Raw genomic sequence first — 20053 nt, 5'->3', positions numbered from 1 at the left:
AGCCCTTCAAGCTGGATGACGTGCGCGAGGCGCTCTCGGAGGTGGGGGTGCAGGGCATCACGGTCACCGAGGTGAAGGGTTTCGGGCGGCAGAAGGGTCACACCGAGCTCTACCGCGGGGCGGAGTACGTGGTGGACTTCCTGCCCAAGGTGAAGGTGGAGGTGGCGGTCCCGGCCGCGCAGGTGGACCAGGTCATCGAGGCCATCTCGGGCGCCGCCCGGACGGGAAAGATCGGCGACGGCAAGATCTTCGTGGCCGCGCTGGAACAGGTGGTGCGCATCCGCACCGGCGAAACCGGAACGGAGGCGCTGTAACCAGCGCCCCACGAAGCTCCCAGACGTTTGGAGGAAATTACAGTGGAAGCGATCAAAGAACTCAGTTACGCGCTCGACACCTTCTACTTCTTGATGTCAGGCGCCCTGGTCATGTGGATGGCGGCGGGCTTCGCCATGCTCGAGGCGGGCCTGGTGCGGTCGAAGAACACCGCCGAGATCCTGACCAAGAACATCGTGCTGTTCGCCATCGCCAGCATCATGTACCTGCTGGTGGGCTACCAGATCATGTACGGTGACGGCATCAGCTCGGTCATTCCCGGGCTGGGCTTCCTCATCGGCGACGACAACACCGTCGAGGCGGTGCTGGCCGGCGGCGATGACGCGCCCTACTACTCCACCCTGGCGGACTTCTTCTTCCAGGTGGTGTTCGTGGCCACGGCCATGTCCATCGTCTCCGGCGCGGTGGCCGAGCGCATGAAGCTGTGGGCCTTCCTGCTCTTCGCCGTGGTCATGACCGGCTTCATCTACCCGGTGCAGGGCTACTGGAAGTGGGGCGGCGGGTTCCTCGACGAGCTCGGCTTCCTCGACTTCGCCGGTTCCGGCGTGGTGCACCTGGCGGGTGCGGCCGCGGCCCTGGCGGGCGTGCTCCTGCTCGGCGCGCGCAAGGGCAAGTACGGCCCCAACGGCGAGATCCACGCCATCCCCGGCGCCAACCTGCCGCTGGCGACCCTCGGCACCTTCATCCTCTGGCTGGGCTGGTTCGGCTTCAACGGCGGCTCCGAGCTCAAGGTCTCCGACGTGGCCGAGGCCAACGCGGTGGCGATGGTGTTCGTCAACACCAACATGGCCGCGGCCGGCGGCGTGGTGGCGGCGCTCATCACCGCCCGCATCCTGTTCGGCAAGGCCGACCTGACCATGGCGCTCAACGGCGCCCTGGCGGGCCTGGTGGCCATCACCGCCGAGCCGCTCACTCCCGCCCCGCTGCTGGCCACGGCCATCGGCGCGGTCGGCGGCGTGCTGGTGGTGTTCTCCATCATCACCCTCGACAAGCTGAAGATCGACGACCCGGTGGGCGCCATCTCGGTGCACGGCGTGGTGGGCATGTGGGGCCTCATCGCCGTGACCCTGTCCAACGGCGACGCCACCCTCGGGGCCCAGCTGACCGGTCTCGGCACCATCTTCGCCTGGGTGTTCGGCACCTCGCTGGTGGTCTGGTTCGTCATCAAGCTCATCATGGGCATCCGCGTCAGCGAGGAGGAGGAGTACGAGGGCGTGGATATCGGCGAGTGCGGTCTGGAGGCCTACCCCGAGTTCGTCGGCAGCCGCGGCGCCAAGTAGTTCGCAATCCGTTCAGGGAGGAACATGGCGGGCGCCTGCGGGCGCCCGCCTTCGTTTCTGTGACGGGGTTCACGCATGGATACCGCCTCTCACGGTCTATTCTCTAGTAACCCCGTCGGACATCGCCGTGATGGCGGCGGGCAGGTTGTCACGGGACGGCGAGAATCCCGCGAGTAACAAGAAACGCGCCCCGCGGCCTGCCATGGGGCGCCTGCCTGACTGGAGATGCACCCATGGCCTGGCACGGGCGGCTTGGCCGCCTCCACCACGTGCCCGGTCCCACCCGCCCGCGGGTGGGGAGGGTCCCGTGAGGATCGCGCCGCGATTGTCACTGCTGGTCGTGCTGGCCGCTGCCGGCGTGGTGGGAATGGCGGTCGCCCTCGAACGCCTCGATCGGCTGTACCAGGACGAGGCGCGGCTGTTGCGGGACATCACCGCACTCCAGGGGGCGCTCGCGACGGATGAGCCGCCCGCCGATCCGAAGGCGGTGGGGGCGGCGCTCGATGCCGTCAGCGTGGCCCCCGCCGCCGCCCACCGACGTCCCGAACTGTCCTCCGCGTATCAACGGTGGTTCCGTGATCAGGCCCGTCTGGCCGACGCCGGAGCGCGCCTGGATGCCGCCGCCGCAAGCTTCCGCGATGCCCTGGCCGGGAGAGAAGGGCTCGTGCCGGAGGGACGGCGGGAAGCGTTGTGGACGCTGACCCGGGACACCCTGCTGGCGCACCAGGCCGTGGCGGCCTGGGAGCAGGCCGCCATCCCCCTGCTGGATGCCATCGATGCCGCTCCGGACCTGCGCGAGGCGAGCCGGGCGCTGGTGGCCGCCGTGGAGGCCTACCGGGCCCGGCGTGCCGATGCGGAGGCTGGAACCCGAATCCTGCTGGAGGGGGTAAACCGGCTGGCCCGCGAGGTCGGTGCCGCCACCGATACCCGGGCCGGACAGCTGCGCCGCTGGCGTGACCTGGGGATCGCCGTGCTTACCCTGGTGCTGCTGAGCGCGGGCTGGGTGGTAAGCCGTTCCATCACCGTGCCCCTGGGCCGGCTGCGATGCCAGCTGGAAGCGATCTCCTGCGAAAACCTCGAGCCCGGAGTGCCGCTGTCCGGCGGCGGGGAGTTCGCGGAGCTGGACTCGACCCTCGATCGCCTGGCCGGGCGCCTGCAGGCCGCCCGCAGTGCGCTGGAGGCGCGGGTCAGGGAGCGCACGGCGGCGCTGGAGGCGGCCAACCTGACCCTGCGCGAGGAGGTGAGCGAGCGGCGCCTGGCCGAGGAGCGACTGCTGCTGGCCAGCAAGGTGCTGGAGTCCGCCAGCGAGGCGGTGCTCATCACCCGGCCCGACGCCACCATCATCCACGTCAACCCCGCCTTCACCCAGATCACGGGCTACAGCGCCGAGGAGGCCATCGGGAACAAGCCCAACCTGATGAAATCCGGCCGCCACGACGAGTCCTTCTACCGCGCCATGTGGGAGTCGCTGCACGCTCGCGGCAGCTGGCAGGGACAGGTCTGGGATCGGCGCAAGGATGGACGGATCTATCCCAAGTGGCTGACCATCAACGCGGTGCGCAACGAGGCCGGCGAGCTGACCCACTACGTGGGGCTGTTCAGCGATATCACCGGGATGAAGGAGAACGAGCACCGCCTGCAGCGGCTGGCCCACCACGATCCCCTCACCGGGCTGCCGAACCGGAACCTGTTCTGGGACCGGCTGGGCCAGGCCATGGCCGTGGCGGATCGGAGCGGTCAGCGTGCGGCGCTGCTGCTGTTCGACCTGGATCGCTTCAAGCAGGTCAACGATCAGCACGGCCACCCGGTGGGTGACGCGCTGCTCGCCGGAGTGGGAGAGCGTATCGGGGAGTGCGTGCGCAAGACCGATACCGTGGCCCGCCTCGGGGGCGACGAGTTCTGCGTGGTGCTGAGCGAGGTGGACGAACGGGGCCGCGCCGCCCGGGTGGCGGAGAAGATTGCCGCGAGCCTGGAGGCGCCGCTGCAGGCGAAAGGCCGGGAACTGTTCATCAGCGCCAGCGTGGGCATCGCCCTCTACCCGGATGATGCCCGCGATGCCGAAACGCTGCTGCGCTGCGCGGACATGGCCATGTACCAGGCCAAGTCACAGGGACGGGGCCGGCATGTGTTCTTCGGTGCCGCGCTGCGCGAGAGCGCCTACCAGCGGATCGGACTGGAACGGCGGCTGCAGGCCGGCCTGGCGCAGGATCGCTTCCGGCTCCTCTACCAGCCCCAGGTCCACGCCGGCGACTGGCGGATCAGCGGTTTCGAGGCCCTGCTGCGCTGGGACGACCCCCTCGAGGGCCTGGTGGGACCGGACCGATTCCTGGCGGTGGCCGAGGAGATCGGCCTCATCCGCGACCTGGGGCGCTGGGTGCTGAGGGAAGCCTGCCGCCAGGCGGTGAGCTGGGAGCAGGCCGGCCGGTCACTGGATCGGATCGCGGTGAACCTCGCGCCGCGGCAGCTGCTGGAGCCCGCCGAACTGTCCGCCGACGTGGAAGCCGCCCTGGGCCTGAGCGGCCTGGCGCCGGAGCGCCTCGCCCTGGAGTTGACCGAGGCCCAGCTCTCCGAGTCGGCGGCGGCCACCCTGCAGCACCTGCGGGGGCTGGGTGTGCGGGTGGTGCTGGACAATTTCGGCAGTGGCATGACCTCGCTGGCGCAGCTGCGCCGCATGCCCATCGACGGCCTGAAGCTGGATCGGGCGCTGGTGCGCGAGCTGCCGGCCAACGGGGAGCATGCCGCCATCGCCACCGGCATCATCCACCTGGCCCGGGAGCTGGGCCTGTGGCTGGTGGCCGAGGGAGTGGAGAATGCCGGCCAGCTGGCGTTCCTGACCCAGCACGGCTGCCCCCTGCTGCAGGGCCACTATCTCGCCATGCCCCAGCCGGCCGCGGTCTGGAGCGAGCTCGGCCAGCACCTGCCGGGTCCATCCGGAACAGCGCTCCAACCGTAGCGCGGGCCCTGCGCTCAGGCGGGACGCCGGCGTTGCGGACCCGTCATCGCGCCAGGCGCGGCCAGGCTGCCAGCGCCGCCAGGTAGCACCCCAGCGCCAGTATCACCACCGCCGTGAACCCCCAGGCCATGGCCAGCACGGTGGCCAGCGCGGCGCTCACCACCGAGGCGCAGCCGTTGATGGCCCAGGCCCAGGGGACGAGCCCCGGGGCCAGTGACTGCAGCTGCGCCAGGCCCTGGGGGAAGGGGACGCCCATGGCGATGCCGAGCGGCGCCACCAGTCCCAGCGCCGCGAGGATGCGCAGCCCTTCCGGCAGCCCCGCCAGCCAGCCGCCGAGCCAGCCCAGCAGCGCCAGCTCCCCCACCGCCACTGCCACCAGCACCGCCATGGCCCGGGACATGACCCGGCGGCCGCCGCCGATCCGCCCCGCGGCGGCGCTGCCCAGGCCGGCGAAGACCAGGAAGCCGGCCAGCACCACGGTCAGTGCGTAGAGGGGATGGGCCAGGAACAGCACCAGCTTCTGGATGAAGGCGATCTCGAGCAGCAGGAAGCCGAGCCCCAGCGCGCCGAAGTAGACCAGCACCCGCCAGCGCAATCCGGGCGGCGGCGGGTCGCGGCGCCGGCGCAGGGTCAGCGGGAGGATGACCAGCGCGATCCCCGCCAGCAGGGCCTGGGCCAGGGTGGCCACCAGCACCAGGTAGCCCCACTCCAGCTGGGCCGCGCCGGCATTGGCCCGCTGCTCCAGCCAGTGGGGCAGGGCCCGCCAGCGGAAGAAGTGGAAGAAGTAGGGCCGGTCGTCGCTGGCCGGGCGCAGCAGGAAGGGGTAGCGGTCCATGAACGCCGCGCGCTGCGGTCCCAGCAGCGCCACGGCGCCCTGGTGGAGATAGGGTTGGGGCAGGCGGTGGGCGCGGTTGGCCTCACCCGCCGCCATGCCCGGGTACCAGGCGGGATCGAAGCCGCGGCTGCGGCAGAATGCCTTCAGCGCGGCGATGTCCGCCGGCTCCAGCGGTCCGTTCTTCACCACCAGGGTGGCGGTGTTCCAGCCCCGGATGAGGGCCAGGCGGGTCCCGGGGTCCGCCACGCCCGCCCGCTCCAGCGCCGCGGCGGCGGTGGCGAGCAGCTTGAGGCTGTCGCGGGGCGGCAGGCGCAGCCAGCGGGTGAGGGCGAGGTAGCCGCCGGGGGCCAGGTGGTCGAGGTAGCCGGCGAAGGCCTCCACCGTGTAGAGGTAGCTCTCGCTGAGGGCGTGCAGGCCGGCGGAGCCGACGCTGAAGGCGTCCAGCAGGGCCAGCTGGACGAGGTCCCAGCGCGCGCGGCTGCGGGTCACGAAGCCCCGGGCCTCGCCCACGTGCACCCGCACCCCGGGCCGCTGGTAGAGCCCGCCGTTGAAGGCGGCGAGCGGGTTCTCCATCAGCTCCACCAGCTGGGGGTTGAGCTCCACCGCATCCACGGTGGCCGCGCCCTGTTGCAGGCCCTGCAGCACCTCGGTGCCGCCGCCGGCCCCCAGCACCAGCACCCGCGGCGCGCCGGTACCGGCCGCGGCGAGGAGGTGGTAGGGCAGGGCGGTGGGAACCCAGTCGAGCCAGGCGGCGGACGCGGGCGCTCCCTGCAGCCGGTTCACCGCCCCGAGGGCATCGCCGTCCAGGAACAGGGCCAGCTGCTCCGCGGGCCGGTCGGGAGCGGCGAGGCTGAGCCCGGCGGCGGAGCGCAGCGGCACGCGGCGGTTGGCCACCACGTCGATTACGCCCAGGGGACCGTGGGCATGCAGGAGCGGCTCCGCGCCGACGATGGCCAGCGCCTGGCTGAGATCCTTGTAGGGGGAGGGCAGAAGGGTGATCCAGGCTGCGGGCGTGAGCAGGAGCCCCAGCGCCAGCAGGGGCAGCGCCGGGCGGGCACGGCCGAGCCCGGGTACGAGCGCCGCGGAGAGCAGTCCCAGCGCCCCGACCGCCACCAGCGCCCGCGCCGGTTCCAGCCAGCCCAGCAGCGCCACCACGCCCATGGCGCCGGCGCCGGCGCCGAGCAGGTCGGCCGCGTAGAGACGGTGCACCGCCCCGCGGCAGTGCCACAGCGCGAGCCCCACGGCGGTGGCGGCGCACAGGAACGGCAGGGCGAGCAGCAGGTAGATGGCCGGCAGGAGCAGCGCCTGGCGGGGATCCCAGGCCAGCTCCAGGGGGTTGAAGGGCAGCCGCTGGGCGGCGAGGAAGCCGCCCACGGCGGTGAGGCCGAAACCCGCCGCGCCGGCGGCGAAGGCGGCGCCGAAGTGGCGCCGCAGCCAGCCCCCCGCGAGCTCCAGCAGGGTGCCGCTGATGCCGTAGCCGAGCAGCGCCAGGCTGATGACCATGTAGGCGAAGTGGTGCCACTGGATGAGGGCGAACAGCCGGGTCAGCAGCACCTCGTAGGCCAGCGCCGCGCCCGAGAGCAGCGCCACGGCGGCCCAGGGCGTTGCGGTGCGGGCTGCGCTGGCGGGATGCCGGGGCATGGTGCCCGGTTCAGTGCCCCCCGGTGAGGGGCACGAATTGCACCGGAAGCAGCGCCCGGCTGCTGAGGCCGCCGTCCTCGCCCTTCTCCACCAGGGTGAGCTGCTGGGTCAGGAAGCGGCTGCCCACGGGCATCACCAGCCGCCCCCCGGGCCGGAGCTGCTGGACGAGGGGCGGCGGCACGTGGTCGCCGGCGGCGGTGACGATGATGGCATCGAAGGGCGCCCGCCCGGGCCAGCCGTCGTAGCCGTCCCCCACCCGGACCGAAACGGCGGCATAGTCCTGCTCTTGCAGGGTCGCGGCCGCCCGCTCGCCCAGCGGCTCGATAATCTCCATGGTGAAGACCTCCGCGCCCAGCTCGGCCAGGATCGCCGCCTGGTAGCCGGACCCGGTGCCCAGCTCGAACACCCGGTCGCCCGGCTCCAGCGCCAGCAGGTGGGTCATCACCGCCACGATGTAGGGCTGGGAGATGGTCTGGCCCCAGCCGATGGGCAGCGGCCGGTTCTCGTAGGCCTGATCGCGCTCTGCGGGCGGCACGAAGGCGTGGCGCGGGACCCGGCCGAGCGCATCGAGCACCCGCGGGTCGAGCCGATCGGTGCCCAGGTAGTCCGCGCTGGCACGGACATCCTCCGCCACGATCCGCACCATGGCGGCGCGCTGCGCCGCCGGGTCGGCGGCCCCGGCCCCGGCGCCCGCCAGCGCGGCCAGCAGCAGGCAACCCCGGGCCAGGCGCATGGAGGCCCTCCCCATCGCTCCAGGGGCATGGTTCGCGGGCATCGGCAAATCCTCCTCATACCGGTGGCGGCGCCTACCCTGAGCATAGCAGTGGCGCCAACGCCCAAGCTGTGCCATCAATGGTGAAGCCCAGTCAGGCAACTCCCGAGGCGCCATGCCCCCGCCCGAACCCTCCCCGCTCACCGCCCTGCCGCCCGTGCGGCTCTTCCGCGGCTGGGTGACCCTGGTCACGGCGGCGCTGCTGCTGCTCTTCGCCGGCTTCAGCTGGCTGCAGTCCGTGCGCATTCCCGAGCTGGCCCAGCTCACCTATCCGGCGGAGTCCGCCGGCCGGGTGATGGAGCGCCACCTCACCTTCTACGAGGGGTTCGAGGCGGCGCGGGGCTGGGAGCGGGGCCTCTACCGGCTCCTGTTCGGCACACCGGAACAGGTGCGCGCGGAGGTGGAGGGCGCCTACCGGGAACTGCTCGGTTACTTTCGCGCCCACCCGGAGGCGGCCACCTCCTGGGCGCTGCAGAACACCCAGGGCCGGCTGCTGGTGCTGGTGGCCGAGCGCGGCGACCCCGGGGCGCTGGGCGCGGCCCTGGAGACGCTTTGCGACGGCCCGGACGCGGATATCGTCTGCGCGGGAGTGGCCTACGCCTATGGCCCGGGATCGGGCCAGGGCATCCCGGTGGGGGTGGCCCAGGCCCTGCGCCAGCTGCCGCTGGGCTGGGCGGCCGACCGGCTGCGCCTGAGGGTGGGGGAGAAGGCGGGGGAGCCGGAGATGGCGGCCCGCGCCGCGCGGCGCCTGGCCGCCTTCGGCGCCCAGTGGCGCCTGCGGACACTGGCCATCGCCGCGGCCACGGCGGCCCTGCTGGGCGCCGGCCTGGTGGTGCTGGCCCGGACGGGCCGCGGCCGGCCGCTCCCGCGCTGGCGCGCCGCGGCCCTGGACCCGCCCTGGGAGCCGGCCACCGGGCTGGCGGTGGCGGTCCGGGCCGGTGCGCTGGGGGTGCTGATTCTGCTCACGGCCAGCCTGCTGCCGGGCTCGCTGCTGCATCCCAACCCCCTGGCGCAATGGAGCACCCTGCTGGCCTCCCTGCCCCTGCTCTGGCTGCTGCACCGCCACCTGCTGCGCCCGCGGGGCCTCGGCTTCAGGGCCGCCTTCGGCCTGACGCTGGAGGGCGCGGGCGTCGCCGGGCTGCTGCGCGCGGCGCTGGCGCTGGCGGCGCTGGAATGGGGCGGGGCGATCCTCATCAGCTGGACCTGCGGCTGGCTGGGCATCGGGCCCCACTGGGCCGAGGGTCTGCACGAGCGCTGGATCTGGGCCGACGATGCCGCCTTCGCCCTGGCGGCGGTGGATGCCCTGGCTTGGTCGCCCCTGTTCGAGGAGCTGGGCTTCCGCGGCCTGGCCTACGCCGCCCTGCGCGCGCGCCGCGGGCCCGGAGCCGCCGCCCTGGCCACCGCCGCGGTCTTCAGCCTGCTGCACCTCCACTCCCTCACCGGCTTCCTCACCGTGTTCTGGAGCGGGCTGGTGCTGGCATGGGCATTCGAACGCTTCCGCAGCCTCCTGCCCGGCATGGCCGTCCATGCCGCCGGCAACGCCATCGCCCTGGCGGTGGTGTGGCTGTTCTACCGCTAGGGGCCGGCGTCCCCGCGGGCTGCCCGGTTGCCGGATCTCACCCGAACCGGTAGCCCTTCGGCACCACCACCACCCCGCCGGGGGAGACGGTGAAGCGTTCGGCGTCCCGTTCGCGGTCGTAGCCGATGCTCTCCCCGTCGGGGATGGTCACGTGCTTGTCGACGATGCAGTTGCGCAGCCGTACCCGGCGCCCCACCCGGACGTTGTCGAACAGGATGCTGTCCTCCACGTGGGACTCGTCGCCGACGGTGACCTCGGGGAAGAGGATGGAGTGCTGCACGCTGCCGCCGGCGATGACCACCCCGGAGGCGACGATGGCGTTGATGCTGATGCCCTCGGTGCCGGACTCTCCGGGCACGGTGCGCGAGGGCGGGCACTGGCGGCTGTAGCTGCGGATGTTCCAGTCCCGCTGGTAGAGGTTGAGCGGCGGCACCGGCTCCAGCAGGTCCATGTTGGCCCGGTAGTAGGAGTCGAGCGTTCCCACGTCGCGCCAGTAGCGATCGGGGCTGACCCGGCCGGTTTCGCCGCCGAAGGGGTAGGCGTAGACCGGCTGCCCGCCGATGAGCCGCGGCAGGATGTCGCGGCCGAAGTCGTGGCTGGAATCGCCCCGCCCCTGGTCGAGGGTCAGCTCCTCCATCAGCCGCTCGGTGTCGAAGACGTAGATGCCCATGGAGACCAGCGCGCGGCCGGGCCGGTCCGGCAGGGACTGCGGCTGCGGCGGTTTCTCGGTGAAGGCGGTGATGCGGTGGTCGCCGTCCACGGTCATGACCCCGAAGGAGCGGGCCTCGTCGGTGCCCACCTCCATGCAGGCCACCGTCGCCACCCCGCCATGGGCGCGGTGGAAATCGAGCAGGGCGGCGTAGTCCATGCGGTAGATGTGGTCGCCCGAGAGGATGAGCGTGTGGCGGGCGCCGCTGCGCTCCACCAGGTAGAGGTTCTGGTAGATGGCGTCGGCGGTGCCGGCGTACCAGCGCTCCCCGGTGCGCATCTGCGGCGGCACCGGGGTGATGTACTCGCCCAGCTCCGGGTTGAAGATGGACCAGCCGTCGCGCAGGTGCTTCTGCAGCGAGTGGGACTTGTACTGGGTCAGCACCAGCACCCGGCGCAATCCCGAGTGCAGGCAGTTGGCGAGGGTGAAGTCGATGATGCGGTACTTGCCGCCGAAGGGCACGGCCGGCTTGGCCCGGTCGCCGGTCAGCGGGGCCAGGCGCGAACCGATGCCGCCGGCCAGAACGAAGCTGAGGGTGTCGTCGATATGCATGGTGTTGCCGATCTCCAGCAGGGAATTGGGCGGCGCTTCCTGCGGCCGTCAGTCCAGGTGAGCCTGCTCTGCAAATGACGTTCCATGGTCTCCATGTGCACCGTCAGCGTGCGGAGGCCGTGGGGAAGGCTCCGTTTTTGTGCGTGGCGGGATCCTTCGCGCACCGTCCTGGTGCGTTGGTGCGTTGGTGCGTTGGTGCGCTGCCGCAAGCAGTGCTAGTGTACTGCTTCACTCCTGGAGGTACTTTCAGAGCCTCCCCGAGAGCGTCAGGACAAGGCGCGGCGCGCAGGCAATGGTCGCTTCCCTTGTCCAGCGCTGCAACGCGGTCATGGCGCTTTCGGGGGGCTCCCTGCGGGCGAGGCGCCGGCCGGCCATCTGCGGCGTTGCGCCTGCTTGAAAGTGGGCCTGCCCTTCCTGCGCAAGCGCGCCTTGCATCTGACCGGCCGGCGCCTCGCTGAAGGTGCCTCCAGGAGTGAAGCAGTGCACTAAACTCGACCGATGAATTTCCTCGACTTCTACGACATGCCCCTCTATCGCCCCCCTTCCGAGGGCGACAACGTCATCGTGCAGGCGACCCTGGGCTGCAGCTTCAACCGCTGCACCTTCTGCTCCATGTACAAGGGCAAGTCCTACGTGGAGCGGCCGTTGGCGGAGGTGGGTGCCGATATCGACCGGCTCGCCGCCGCGTTTCCGGAGGCGCGGCGGGTGTTCCTGGCCGACGGCGACGCCCTGGCCCTGCCCACCGGCCACCTGCTGGCCCTCATCGCCCACCTCCGGGAGCGCTTCCCGCGGCTGGCGCGGGTCTCCAGCTACGCCCTGCCGGCGAACCTGCTGCGAAAGAGCGCCGGGGAGCTCGAAGCCCTGCGTGCGGCCGGCCTGACGCTGCTCTACTACGGCATCGAGACGGGCTCGCCCGACCTGCTCCGGCGCATCGTGAAGGGGGCGACCCCGCGGGGGATGGCCGCGGGGCTGGAGAAGGCCGCGGCGGCGGGGATGAAGGTCTCGGCCACGGTTATCCTGGGCCTGGGCGGACGGCGCCACTGGGAGCACCACATCGACGCCACCCTGGAGCTGGTCAACGGGGTGCCGCTGACCTACCTCTCCACCCTGCAGCTGGGTCTCGCCCCGGAGGTGGAGGCGGAGTTCCTGGAACGGTTCGGGCCGGACTTCGAGTGGCAGGACGACGCCGGCATACTCGCCGAGCAGGCGCGGCTGGTGGCCGGGCTGGCGCCGCCGCAGCCGGTCATCTTCCGCTCCAACCACGCCTCCAACGCCCTGCCGCTGGCCGGCACCCTGCCGGCGGACCGGGAGCGGCTGCTGGCCCGGATCGAGGCGGCCGGCGCGGGCGCCGTGGGGCTGCGCCCGCGCTGGCTGCGGGGCTACTGAGGAACAGGGTGAAGGGATAAGGGTGCAGGGATAAGGGTGCAGGGCACCATCGCACTCACGCACTCACGCACTCACGCACTCACGCACTCACGCACTCACGGAACACGGAACACGGAACACAGAACACGGAACACCCCTCACAGGCTCTTGTGGGTCCCGTCGCAGTGGGGCTTCCTGCCGCTGTGGCGGCAGCCGCACAGCCAGACCCTGGTCTTCTCCTCGAGCCTGAGCTCCACCGGCGCGAGCCCCGTGCCCTTGTGGGAGCCGTCGCAGAAGGGCTGGCTCCCGGAGCGTCCGCAGGCGCACCACCAGTAGGTGCCGGCCTCCAGTTCCAGGGCGTAGGGATGCTTCTGGGTCACCACGGGTTCGGTCATTGCAGTTCTCCTGTCGGTTGAGCGCCTCTGGGGGGCGGTTCCGGCCATTCTACGTTCCGGCGTCGGGAGTGCGAACTTCTTCCGGGCAGGCGCGCGTCACTGGCCTATGCTTAACCCTGTGGCAACTGAGGGTAAACAGTTGGGCATAGAGGCGTTGTCAAACGGGCCTCGGGGCAACCTGCTCGAGGACCTGGAACAGACCCTCGCGGTCTGCAGCCGGCCCATGGAAGGCATGGTCGCCACGCTGGAGGCGGTTGAGCGCCTGCCTGCGGCGTTGGGCGCGGTCTGCCTGGTGGATGCGGACGGGGCGCTGGTGGTCCGCCTCTCCTTCGGCATGGAGGGGGCCAGCGACAAGGTGCTCGCCCCCCACCTGCCCGGGGAGCTGGCCGCGGCACGCGCCCTGCGCTCGGGCCGCCTGGTCCACGTGCCCGACTACAGCAGCCGTACGGACTGCCGGCGCAGCGACCTGGAGGCGCATCTCGGGGTCATGGCGGCCGCCTATGCGCCGCTGGCGGGTGGTGGCGGCATCCTGCTGGCCGTACCCCCCGCCGGCGAGGGGTTTGACGGGCCGGCCCTCACGCTGCTGCAGGGGATGGCCGCACACCTCGGCGCGGCCCTGGGCCGGTTCGGCTCCCGGCCGGCTGCGGAGGCTCCCGGGGTGGACGAGCCTCCCGCGGGACTCGCGGCGGCGCTGGAGTCGATCGCAGACACGCCCGGCATCGACGCGCTCTGCGACCGGGTGCTGGAAAACAGCCTCTACTTCACCGACAGCGAGTTCGGCTTCGTCGGCTACCTCGATCCCGAGACCGGCTTCCTGACCGCCCCGACCATGACCCGGGACATCTTCGCCCAGTGCGGCGTGGAGGGAAAGACACTGGTGTTCGAGAAGCCCGGGGGGCTCGGCGGCCACGTGCTGGCAAGCGGGGTGCCGCTCATCGCCAACGACCCCTTCTCCCACCCGGCGAGTGTGGGCACCCCGCCCGGCCATCTGCCCATCCGCCGCTTCCTGGGGGTGCCCTGTCGCTACGGGGGCCGGGTGGTGGGGATGATCGCCCTGGCCAACAAGGAGCGCGACTACACCATCGCGGACCAGGAGATCGTCGGCATGCTAGGGGTGGTGTTCGCCACCGCCGTCACCCGCAACTTCTCCCAGGCGGCGCTGGAGGCTTCCCGGAACAAGTACCGCGCCCTCTACGACCAGGCGCCCTGCGGCTATCACACCCTCCTGCCCGACGGCCGCATCCAGGAGGCCAATGCCACCCTGTCCGGGCTGCTGGGCCGGAGCCACGGCGCGTTCGTGGGCGGGATGAACCTCAACGACCTGGTGGTGCCCGAGGATCGGGCCGTCCTGGAGGAGCAGGTCCGGCGGGTGCAGGCCGCGGGCAGCGCCCCGCCCCGGCAGCTGCGGCTGCTGGCGGCCGACGGAACGGCGAGGACGGTCATGCACTCCCTGCGCGGCCACTTCGATGACCGGGGCTACCTGCTGCATATCCACGGCATGGCCCTGGATGTCACCAACGAGGCCCGGGTGGAGCAGGAGCTGCACAAGACCCGCGACTACCTCGAGGCCCTGTTCCGCCATGCCAGCGCTCCCATCCTGGTGTGGGACGCCGGGCGCCGCCTCACCCGGGTGAACAAGGGCTTCCGGGACCTCACCGGCTATACCGACGACGAGTGCCTGGGGCAGCCCCTGGAGCGGTTCTTCCCCGCCTCCCTGCGCGCCGCCCAGCTGGAGCGCATCCGCCGGGCCATGGCGGGCGAGGATCTGCGCGGCGAGGGCCTGACCCTGGTGAGCCGTGCCGGCGCGGAGCATTCCGTGCTGTGGAACTCCGCCAACATCGGTGAGCCCGGCGGCGCCGAGCGGGCCACAATCGCCCAGGGGCTCGACATCACCGAGCATGAGCAGGGCGCCCGGCGCCTGTACACGGCCCTTGAGGAGACCATCCGGCTGGTGGCGGCCACGGTGGAGAAGCGCGATCCCTACACGGCCGGCCATCAGCAGCGGGTGGCCCAGCTGGCGGTGGCGATGGCCCGGCAAATGGGCCTGCCGGAAAAGCAGGTGGACGGCATCCGCCTGGGCGGGCTGGTCCACGACATCGGCAAGGTCGCCCTGCCGGCGGAACTGCTCAGCCGCCCCGGCCGGCTCACCGAGCTGGAGTTCGAGCTCATCCGCGAGCACTCCGAGCTGGGCTACGAAATCCTGCGCGATGCCGATCTGCCGTGGCCGGTGGCGCGGATGGTGCGCGAGCACCACGAGCGGCTGGACGGCAGCGGCTACCCGCTCGGCCTGGTGGGCGAGGCGATCTTGCCCGAGGCGCGCATCCTCGCCGTGGCAGACGTGGTGGAGGCCATGTCCTCCGACCGCCCCTACCGTCCCGGACAGGGCATCGATGTGGCCCTGGCCCACCTGGAGGAGATGCGGGGGCGCTGGTTCGATGCCCGCGCCGTGGATGTGTGCCTGGCGCTGTTCCGGGACCGGGGCTTCCGGTTCGACACGGGGGACGAGACCGGGGCGGGGCCGGACGGGAAGGGGGCACGGCCGGACCGCCCCGCCGGCGGCCTGCCCCTGGACCTGGCATGAGCCGGGCCGGCGCGACGGGGGGCCGGCGGCCGTGGCTCCTGCTCCTGCTGCTGGGCGCGCTGTGGCTGCCGGCCTGGCTGCCGGCGCAGCAGGTCCCGGAGACGGTGCGCATCGGGGTGCTGGCCAAGCGCGGCGATCACACCACACTGGCCCGCTGGGGACCGCTGGCCGGTTATCTCGGTACGCGCATTCCCGGCTACCGCTTCACGATCGTTCCCCTCGGTTTCCATGACATCAAGGCGGCGGTGGCGGCGGCGGAGGTGGAATTCGTGCTGGCCAACCCGGCCATCTACGTGGAGCTGGAAGCCGCCTACGGCGCGGGGCGTATCGCCACCCTCGTCGGCCCGGGGGAGACGCGGGGCTGCCCCTGCTTCGGCGGGGTGCTCTTCACCCGCGCGGATCGCGCGGACCTGAACCAGCTCGCCGATCTGCGCGGCCGGCGTTTCGCGGCGGTGGACGAGACTTCCCTCGGCGGCTGGCAGGCGGCGCTGCGGGAACTGGTTGCCGCGGGCGTCGATCCGGCCGCCGATTTCGCCCAGCTGCTTTTCCTCGGCACCCACGATGCGGTGGTGCAGGCGGTGGCGGACGGCACGGTGGACGCCGGGACCGTGCGCACCGACACCCTCGAGCGCATGGCCGCCGAGGGCCGCATCCGCAGCGAGTCGTTCAAGGTAATCGCCGCGCGGGAATTCCCCGGCTTTCCCTACCGGGTCAGCACCCGGCTCTATCCCGAGTGGCCCTTCGCGAGTCTGCGCGAGACGCCCGAATCCCTGACCCATGCAGTGGCGGTGGCGCTGCTGCAGCTCGACCCGGAGGAGCCGGCGGCGCAGGCCGCCCACATCGGCGGCTGGGCCGTGCCGCAGAACTACCAGCCGGTGCACGAGCTGCTGCGGGAGCTGAAGCTGGGGCCCTACCGGGACCTGGGCCGGGTGCGCTTCGGTGATGTATTGCGCCAGTACGGTCACTGGTTGCTGCTGGTGCTCCTGATGCTGGTCGTCCTCGGCGCCGCCAATGCCTGGATTGTCCGCCTCTACCGCCGGCTGCGCGGATCGGAGGCGGCCCTGCGCGAGGCGCGCGACACCCTGGAGCAGCGGGTGCACGAGCGCACGACGGAGCTGGCGCAGGCGCTCGCCTCCCTGGAGGAGACCCACCGGCGGGTGGAGGTGGCGCGTCACGAGTGGAATGCCGCCTTCAACACCATCGGCGATCCGATTTTCATCCATGACCGGGACGGCCGGCTGCTGCGCTTCAACCGGGCCTACGAGGAGCGATCCGGCCTGCCCGCCGAACGGCTCCGGGGCCTGCCCTACTGGGAGGTGTTTCCGCGCGGGGAGGGACCGCTGGCGTCCTGTTCCCGGGCCATGACCGGCAGCGGGCTGGAGGAGGAGGAGGTGGAGCTGGAGAGTGGCGAGGTGTTCATCTCGCGGGCGTTTGCCCAGCCCGACCCGGCCGGCCATCTGTTGCGGGTCCACGTGATGGTGGATGTCACCAGTGAGCGCGACGCCCGGGCGGCGCTCCAGCAGCGGCTGGAATTCGAATCGCTCATCGCCGAGCTGGCCACCCGCTTCATCGCCGTCGGCAGCCGCGGGGTGGAGGCGGAAGTGACCGCGGCCCTGGGCCGGCTCGGCGGCTTTGCGGCCGCCGAGGGGGTGTTCGTGGCCATGATCGACGCCGATGATCGCATCAGCGAGGCCCACGGCTGGTGGGCGGCGGGCCGGGACCGTTCGCCGGAGACCCTTGCCGGCCTGCCGCTGGCGATGCTGCCCTGGCTGGCCGGGCGGCTGCGCGCCCGGCAGCCGGTGCGGATAAGGGTGCCGGAGGAGCTCCCGCCCCCCGCCCAGGTGGAGCGGCAGTTGCTGGACCGGCACGGTGTGCGCAGCCTGTTGTGCGTCCCGTTGAGCAGGGGCGGAAACCAGCTGGGCGCGCTCGGGCTGGTGAACCCGGCCCGGATCGAGGGCTGGGCGGAAGAGGACCGGGCCCTGCTGGTGACGGCCGGGGACGTCATCGCCGGAACGCTGCGCCGCCGCGATGCCGAACTGCGCCTGAGCGAAAGCGAGGAGCGTTTCCGGCGCCTGTTCAACAGCGCCAATGACGCCATTTTCCTCCACGGCGTGGAGGCCGACGGGAGCCCGGGACGGTTCCTGGAGGTCAATGACCGGGCACTGGCGGTGCTGGGCTACAGTCGGGAGGAGCTGCTCGGGATGGGGCCGGCGGATATCGACGACCCGGACCAGGCCGGCAGCGTTGCGGAGGTGATGAAGACGCTGGAACGGACCGGATCGGCCCTGTTCGAGTCCCGGCACGTGGCCCGCGACGGCAGCCGGATCCCGGTGGAGATCAGCGCCCACCGTTTTGAGCTGGGGGGGCAGGCCCTGATCCTCTCGCTGGCCCGCGACATCAGCGAGCGCCGGGAAGCCGAAGCGGCGCTCCGGCGCAGCGAGGCCAGCCTGGCGGAGGCGCAGCGGATTGCCCGCCTGGGCAGTTGGGAGTGGGACCCGGAGAGTGACCGGTTGGTGGTCTCGGCGGAGACGCTGCGGCTGTTCGGACTGCCCGCTGAGGGCCGGGTGGTGGAAATGGATGTGCTGCTCCGGTCGGTCCCGGCCGCGGATCGGGCCCGCATCCGGCGCGAGCTGGTGGCGGCGCACAACAGCGGCCGGGCCTACCGGATTGAGCATCGCATCCGCCTGCCCGACGGCGATCAGCGCCATGTCCAGGCCCATGGTCAGCCGGGTGCGGATGGCCGCCTCATCGGCACGGTGCAGGACATCAGCGAGGTGCGGGCGGCGACCGCGGCGCTGCAGGCCTCCGAGGCCCGCCTGCGCGAGGCGCTGGTGCGCACCATCGAGGCGGTGGCGCTGACCGTGGAGAAGCGGGATCCCTATACCGCCGGGCATCAGCAGCGGGTGGCCGCCCTGGCGGTGGCCATCGGTCATGCCCTGGGGATGGAAGCCGAGCGGGTGGAGGGGCTGCGCCTGGGCGCACTGATTCACGACATCGGCAAAATCTACGTGCCGGCGGAGATTCTCAACCGTCCCAGCAGCCTGTCGCCCACCGAGATGCGCATGGTCCGGACCCATCCAGAAGTGGGCTACGAGATCGTGCGCGGCATCGACTTCCCCTGGCCCGTGGCGGAAATGATCCGGCAGCACCAGGAGCGCCATGACGGTTCCGGCTATCCCCGGGGGCTGGCCGGCGCGGAGATTCTCCCGGAGGCGCGCATCATGGCGGTGGCGGACGTGGTGGAGGCGCTCTGCTCCCATCGTCCCTACCGCCCGGCCCGCGGTCTTGACGCGGCGCTGGAGGAACTGGAACAGTACCGCGGCACGCTCTATGCCCCCGAGGCGGTGGACGCGTGCCTGGCGCTGTTTCGCGAGGGCCGTTTCGACCCGGAGACCTGGTCCGGGTCCCCGCCGCCCTGAGAATCTGACCGTCCCGGGAGTCCTGCCGGTTTGGAACGTTTCCGCATCGAAAGCCTGACCACCCGCCACGTGGGGCCGGTGGATCTCGCCATCCGCGCCGGCGAGTGCGTCTGCCTCAGCGGCCCCTCCGGCAGCGGCAAGAGCCTGCTGCTGCGCGCGCTGGCGGATCTCGACCCCCACACGGGCGACGCCCGCCTGGACGGCCGGCCCACGGATGGCTTCGTCCCCGCCGAGTGGCGGCGGCGGGTGGGGCTGCTGCCGGCGGAGAGCCACTGGTGGACCGATCGGGTGGGGGACCACTTCGCCCGCTGGGACGGCGAGGCGGCCGCGCTGCTCGGGTTCGGGCCCGAGACCCGGCTCTGGAGCGTTACCCGCCTCTCCACCGGCGAGCGGCAGCGCCTGGCCCTGCTGCGGCTGCTGGCCAACGACCCGGCGGTGCTCCTGCTCGACGAGCCCACCGCCAGCCTGGACGCCGCCAGCGTGGAGCGGGTGGAGGCGCTGGTGGCCGAGTATCGCCGCGGCCGCGACGCCGCGGTGCTGTGGGTGAGCCACGATCCGGCCCAGGCCGGGCGGGTGGCCGGGCGCCGGCTGCGGCTGGAGGCGGGGCGGGTGGTGGCGGAGGCGGCCGCGACATGATCCATCTCACCTACCTCGACCTGGCGCTGGCGGCCGTGCTGGTGCTCGCCCTGGGGCTGCTCTCCCGCCACCTGGGGCTCGGCATCGAGCGCCCGCTGGCCTGGTCGGCCCTGCGCACGGCGGTGCAGCTCTCCCTCATCGGCCTGGTGCTCAAGGTCCTGTTCCAGCATGTCCACCCGGGCTGGGTGGCGCTGATGGGGGCGATCATGCTGGCGGCGGCGGGGCGCGAGGTGATGGCGCGCCAGAAGCGGCGCCTGGCGGGTGCCTGGGGCTACGGGGTCGGCTTCGTCTCCATGTTCGTCTCCGCCTTCAGCGTCACCGTGCTGGCGCTGCTGGTGGTGGTGCAGCCGGAGCCCTGGTATGCGCCCCAGTACGCCATCCCCCTGCTGGGCATGCTGCTCGGCAACACCATGAACGGCGTGGCCCTGGCGCTGGATCGCATCAACCAGGGGGCTTGGCAGCAGCGCGGTGCCATCGAGGCGCGGCTGCTGCTGGGGGCGGACGCAGCCACCGCAGTCTCGGCGCTGCGCCTGGAGGCGATGCGCAACGGGATGATTCCCATCATCAACGCCATGGCCGCGGCCGGCATCGTCAGCCTGCCGGGCATGATGACCGGCCAGATCCTCGCCGGCAGCCCGCCGCTGGAGGCGGTCAAGTACCAGATCCTGATCATGTTCCTCATCGCCGGCGGCACCGGTTTCGGGACCGTGGCGGCGGTCTGGCTCGGCAGCCGGCGGCTGTTCGACGGCCGCGAGCGCCTGCGCCTGGACCGGCTGACGGGCGGGTGAGTGCGTGAGTGCGTGAATGCGTGAATGCGTGAATGCGTGAATGCGTGAATGCGTGAATGCGTGAATGCGTGAATGCGTGAATGCGGTTGCGCTGCCTCCGGCTTATCGGGGACGCTCTTGACGGAACACGGAACACGGAACACGGAACACGGAACACGGAACACGGAACACGGAACACGGAACACGGAACACGGAACACGGAACACGGAACACGG

13 protein-coding genes are annotated in these 20053 nt (G+C 71.8%); 9 read left to right on the top strand and 4 right to left on the bottom strand.

The window, feature by feature from the left end; genetic code table 11:
• From DFQ59_RS00070 to DFQ59_RS00060, 3 genes are all read left to right on the top strand, one after another.
• The coding region (locus DFQ59_RS00070; protein ID WP_147275168.1) for a P-II family nitrogen regulator at positions 1–314 on the top strand (314 nt) is incomplete at its 5' end.
• A 42-nt stretch (positions 315–356) separates the two neighbouring features.
• Positions 357–1613 carry an ammonium transporter gene (locus DFQ59_RS00065; protein WP_114277636.1) on the top strand — a complete coding sequence of 419 codons (1257 nt, stop codon included), beginning with the start codon at positions 357–359 and terminating at the stop codon, positions 1611–1613.
• 325 nt (positions 1614–1938) lie between these two features.
• On the top strand, positions 1939–4566 hold the full coding sequence (locus DFQ59_RS00060) for an EAL domain-containing protein (RefSeq protein ID WP_114277635.1): 2628 nt from the start codon (positions 1939–1941) through the stop codon (positions 4564–4566).
• 43 nt (positions 4567–4609) lie between these two features.
• On the opposite strand, the gene DFQ59_RS00055 is transcribed toward DFQ59_RS00060, so the two are convergent.
• Both DFQ59_RS00055 and DFQ59_RS00050 read right to left on the bottom strand, forming a co-directional pair.
• Positions 4610–7042 (bottom strand): spermidine synthase family protein, encoded by a 2433-nt coding sequence (locus DFQ59_RS00055; RefSeq protein WP_114277634.1) that lies wholly within the window; start codon positions 7040–7042, stop codon positions 4610–4612.
• A gap of 10 nt (positions 7043–7052) precedes the next feature.
• The gene (locus DFQ59_RS00050) at positions 7053–7775 is read right to left on the bottom strand and encodes a protein-L-isoaspartate(D-aspartate) O-methyltransferase (RefSeq protein WP_211314725.1); all 723 of its coding nucleotides are present in this window, start codon (positions 7773–7775) and stop codon (positions 7053–7055) included.
• Positions 7776–7929: 154 nt separating this feature from the next.
• Between DFQ59_RS00050 and DFQ59_RS00045 the strand changes: the two genes are divergently transcribed.
• Positions 7930–9393: a CPBP family intramembrane glutamic endopeptidase gene (locus DFQ59_RS00045; RefSeq protein WP_114277632.1), complete on the top strand. Its 1464-nt coding sequence runs from the start codon at positions 7930–7932 to the stop codon at positions 9391–9393.
• Between the two features lie 37 nt (positions 9394–9430).
• On the opposite strand, the gene glgC is transcribed toward DFQ59_RS00045, so the two are convergent.
• Entirely contained in the window at positions 9431–10654 is a 1224-nt protein-coding gene (gene glgC / locus DFQ59_RS00040) for a glucose-1-phosphate adenylyltransferase (protein WP_211314724.1), read from the bottom strand.
• Positions 10655–11152: 498 nt separating this feature from the next.
• Between glgC and DFQ59_RS00030 the strand changes: the two genes are divergently transcribed.
• Positions 11153–12040, top strand: a complete 888-nt coding sequence (locus tag DFQ59_RS00030; protein ID WP_114277630.1) for a radical SAM protein — start codon at positions 11153–11155, stop codon at positions 12038–12040.
• A gap of 137 nt (positions 12041–12177) precedes the next feature.
• Here the strand turns inward: DFQ59_RS00030 and DFQ59_RS00025 are convergent, their stop codons facing one another.
• Positions 12178–12414, bottom strand: coding sequence for a CDGSH iron-sulfur domain-containing protein (locus tag DFQ59_RS00025; RefSeq protein WP_114277629.1), 237 nt, complete (start codon positions 12412–12414; stop codon positions 12178–12180).
• Positions 12415–12568: 154 nt separating this feature from the next.
• On the opposite strand from DFQ59_RS00025, the gene DFQ59_RS00020 reads away from it, so the two are divergent.
• From DFQ59_RS00020 to DFQ59_RS00005, 4 genes are read left to right on the top strand one after another with little or no spacing between them, the layout of a single operon-like run.
• Positions 12569–14995 carry an HD domain-containing phosphohydrolase gene (locus tag DFQ59_RS00020; RefSeq protein ID WP_170141972.1) on the top strand — a complete coding sequence of 809 codons (2427 nt, stop codon included), beginning with the start codon at positions 12569–12571 and terminating at the stop codon, positions 14993–14995.
• A complete protein-coding gene (locus DFQ59_RS00015; protein ID WP_114277627.1) occupies positions 14992–18414 on the top strand; it encodes a PhnD/SsuA/transferrin family substrate-binding protein in 3423 nt (1140 codons plus the stop codon). Before DFQ59_RS00020 ends, DFQ59_RS00015 begins: the two co-directional genes overlap by 4 nt.
• A gap of 30 nt (positions 18415–18444) precedes the next feature.
• Positions 18445–19050, top strand: a complete 606-nt coding sequence (locus DFQ59_RS00010) for an ABC transporter ATP-binding protein (protein ID WP_114277626.1) — start codon at positions 18445–18447, stop codon at positions 19048–19050.
• Complete coding sequence (locus tag DFQ59_RS00005; RefSeq protein WP_114277625.1) at positions 19047–19838, top strand: ABC transporter permease; 792 nt, start codon at positions 19047–19049, stop codon at positions 19836–19838. The genes DFQ59_RS00010 and DFQ59_RS00005 overlap by 4 nt, the downstream gene beginning before the upstream one ends.
• Positions 19839–20053: the final 215 nt, after the last annotated feature.

Origin of the sequence: Thioalbus denitrificans (genome assembly GCF_003337735.1) — a bacterium.
Lineage (GTDB): Bacteria > Pseudomonadota > Gammaproteobacteria > DSM-26407 > DSM-26407 > Thioalbus > Thioalbus denitrificans.
The sequence above is the reverse complement of the archived record's forward strand: the minus strand, read 5'-3'. Positions and strand labels throughout refer to the sequence as shown.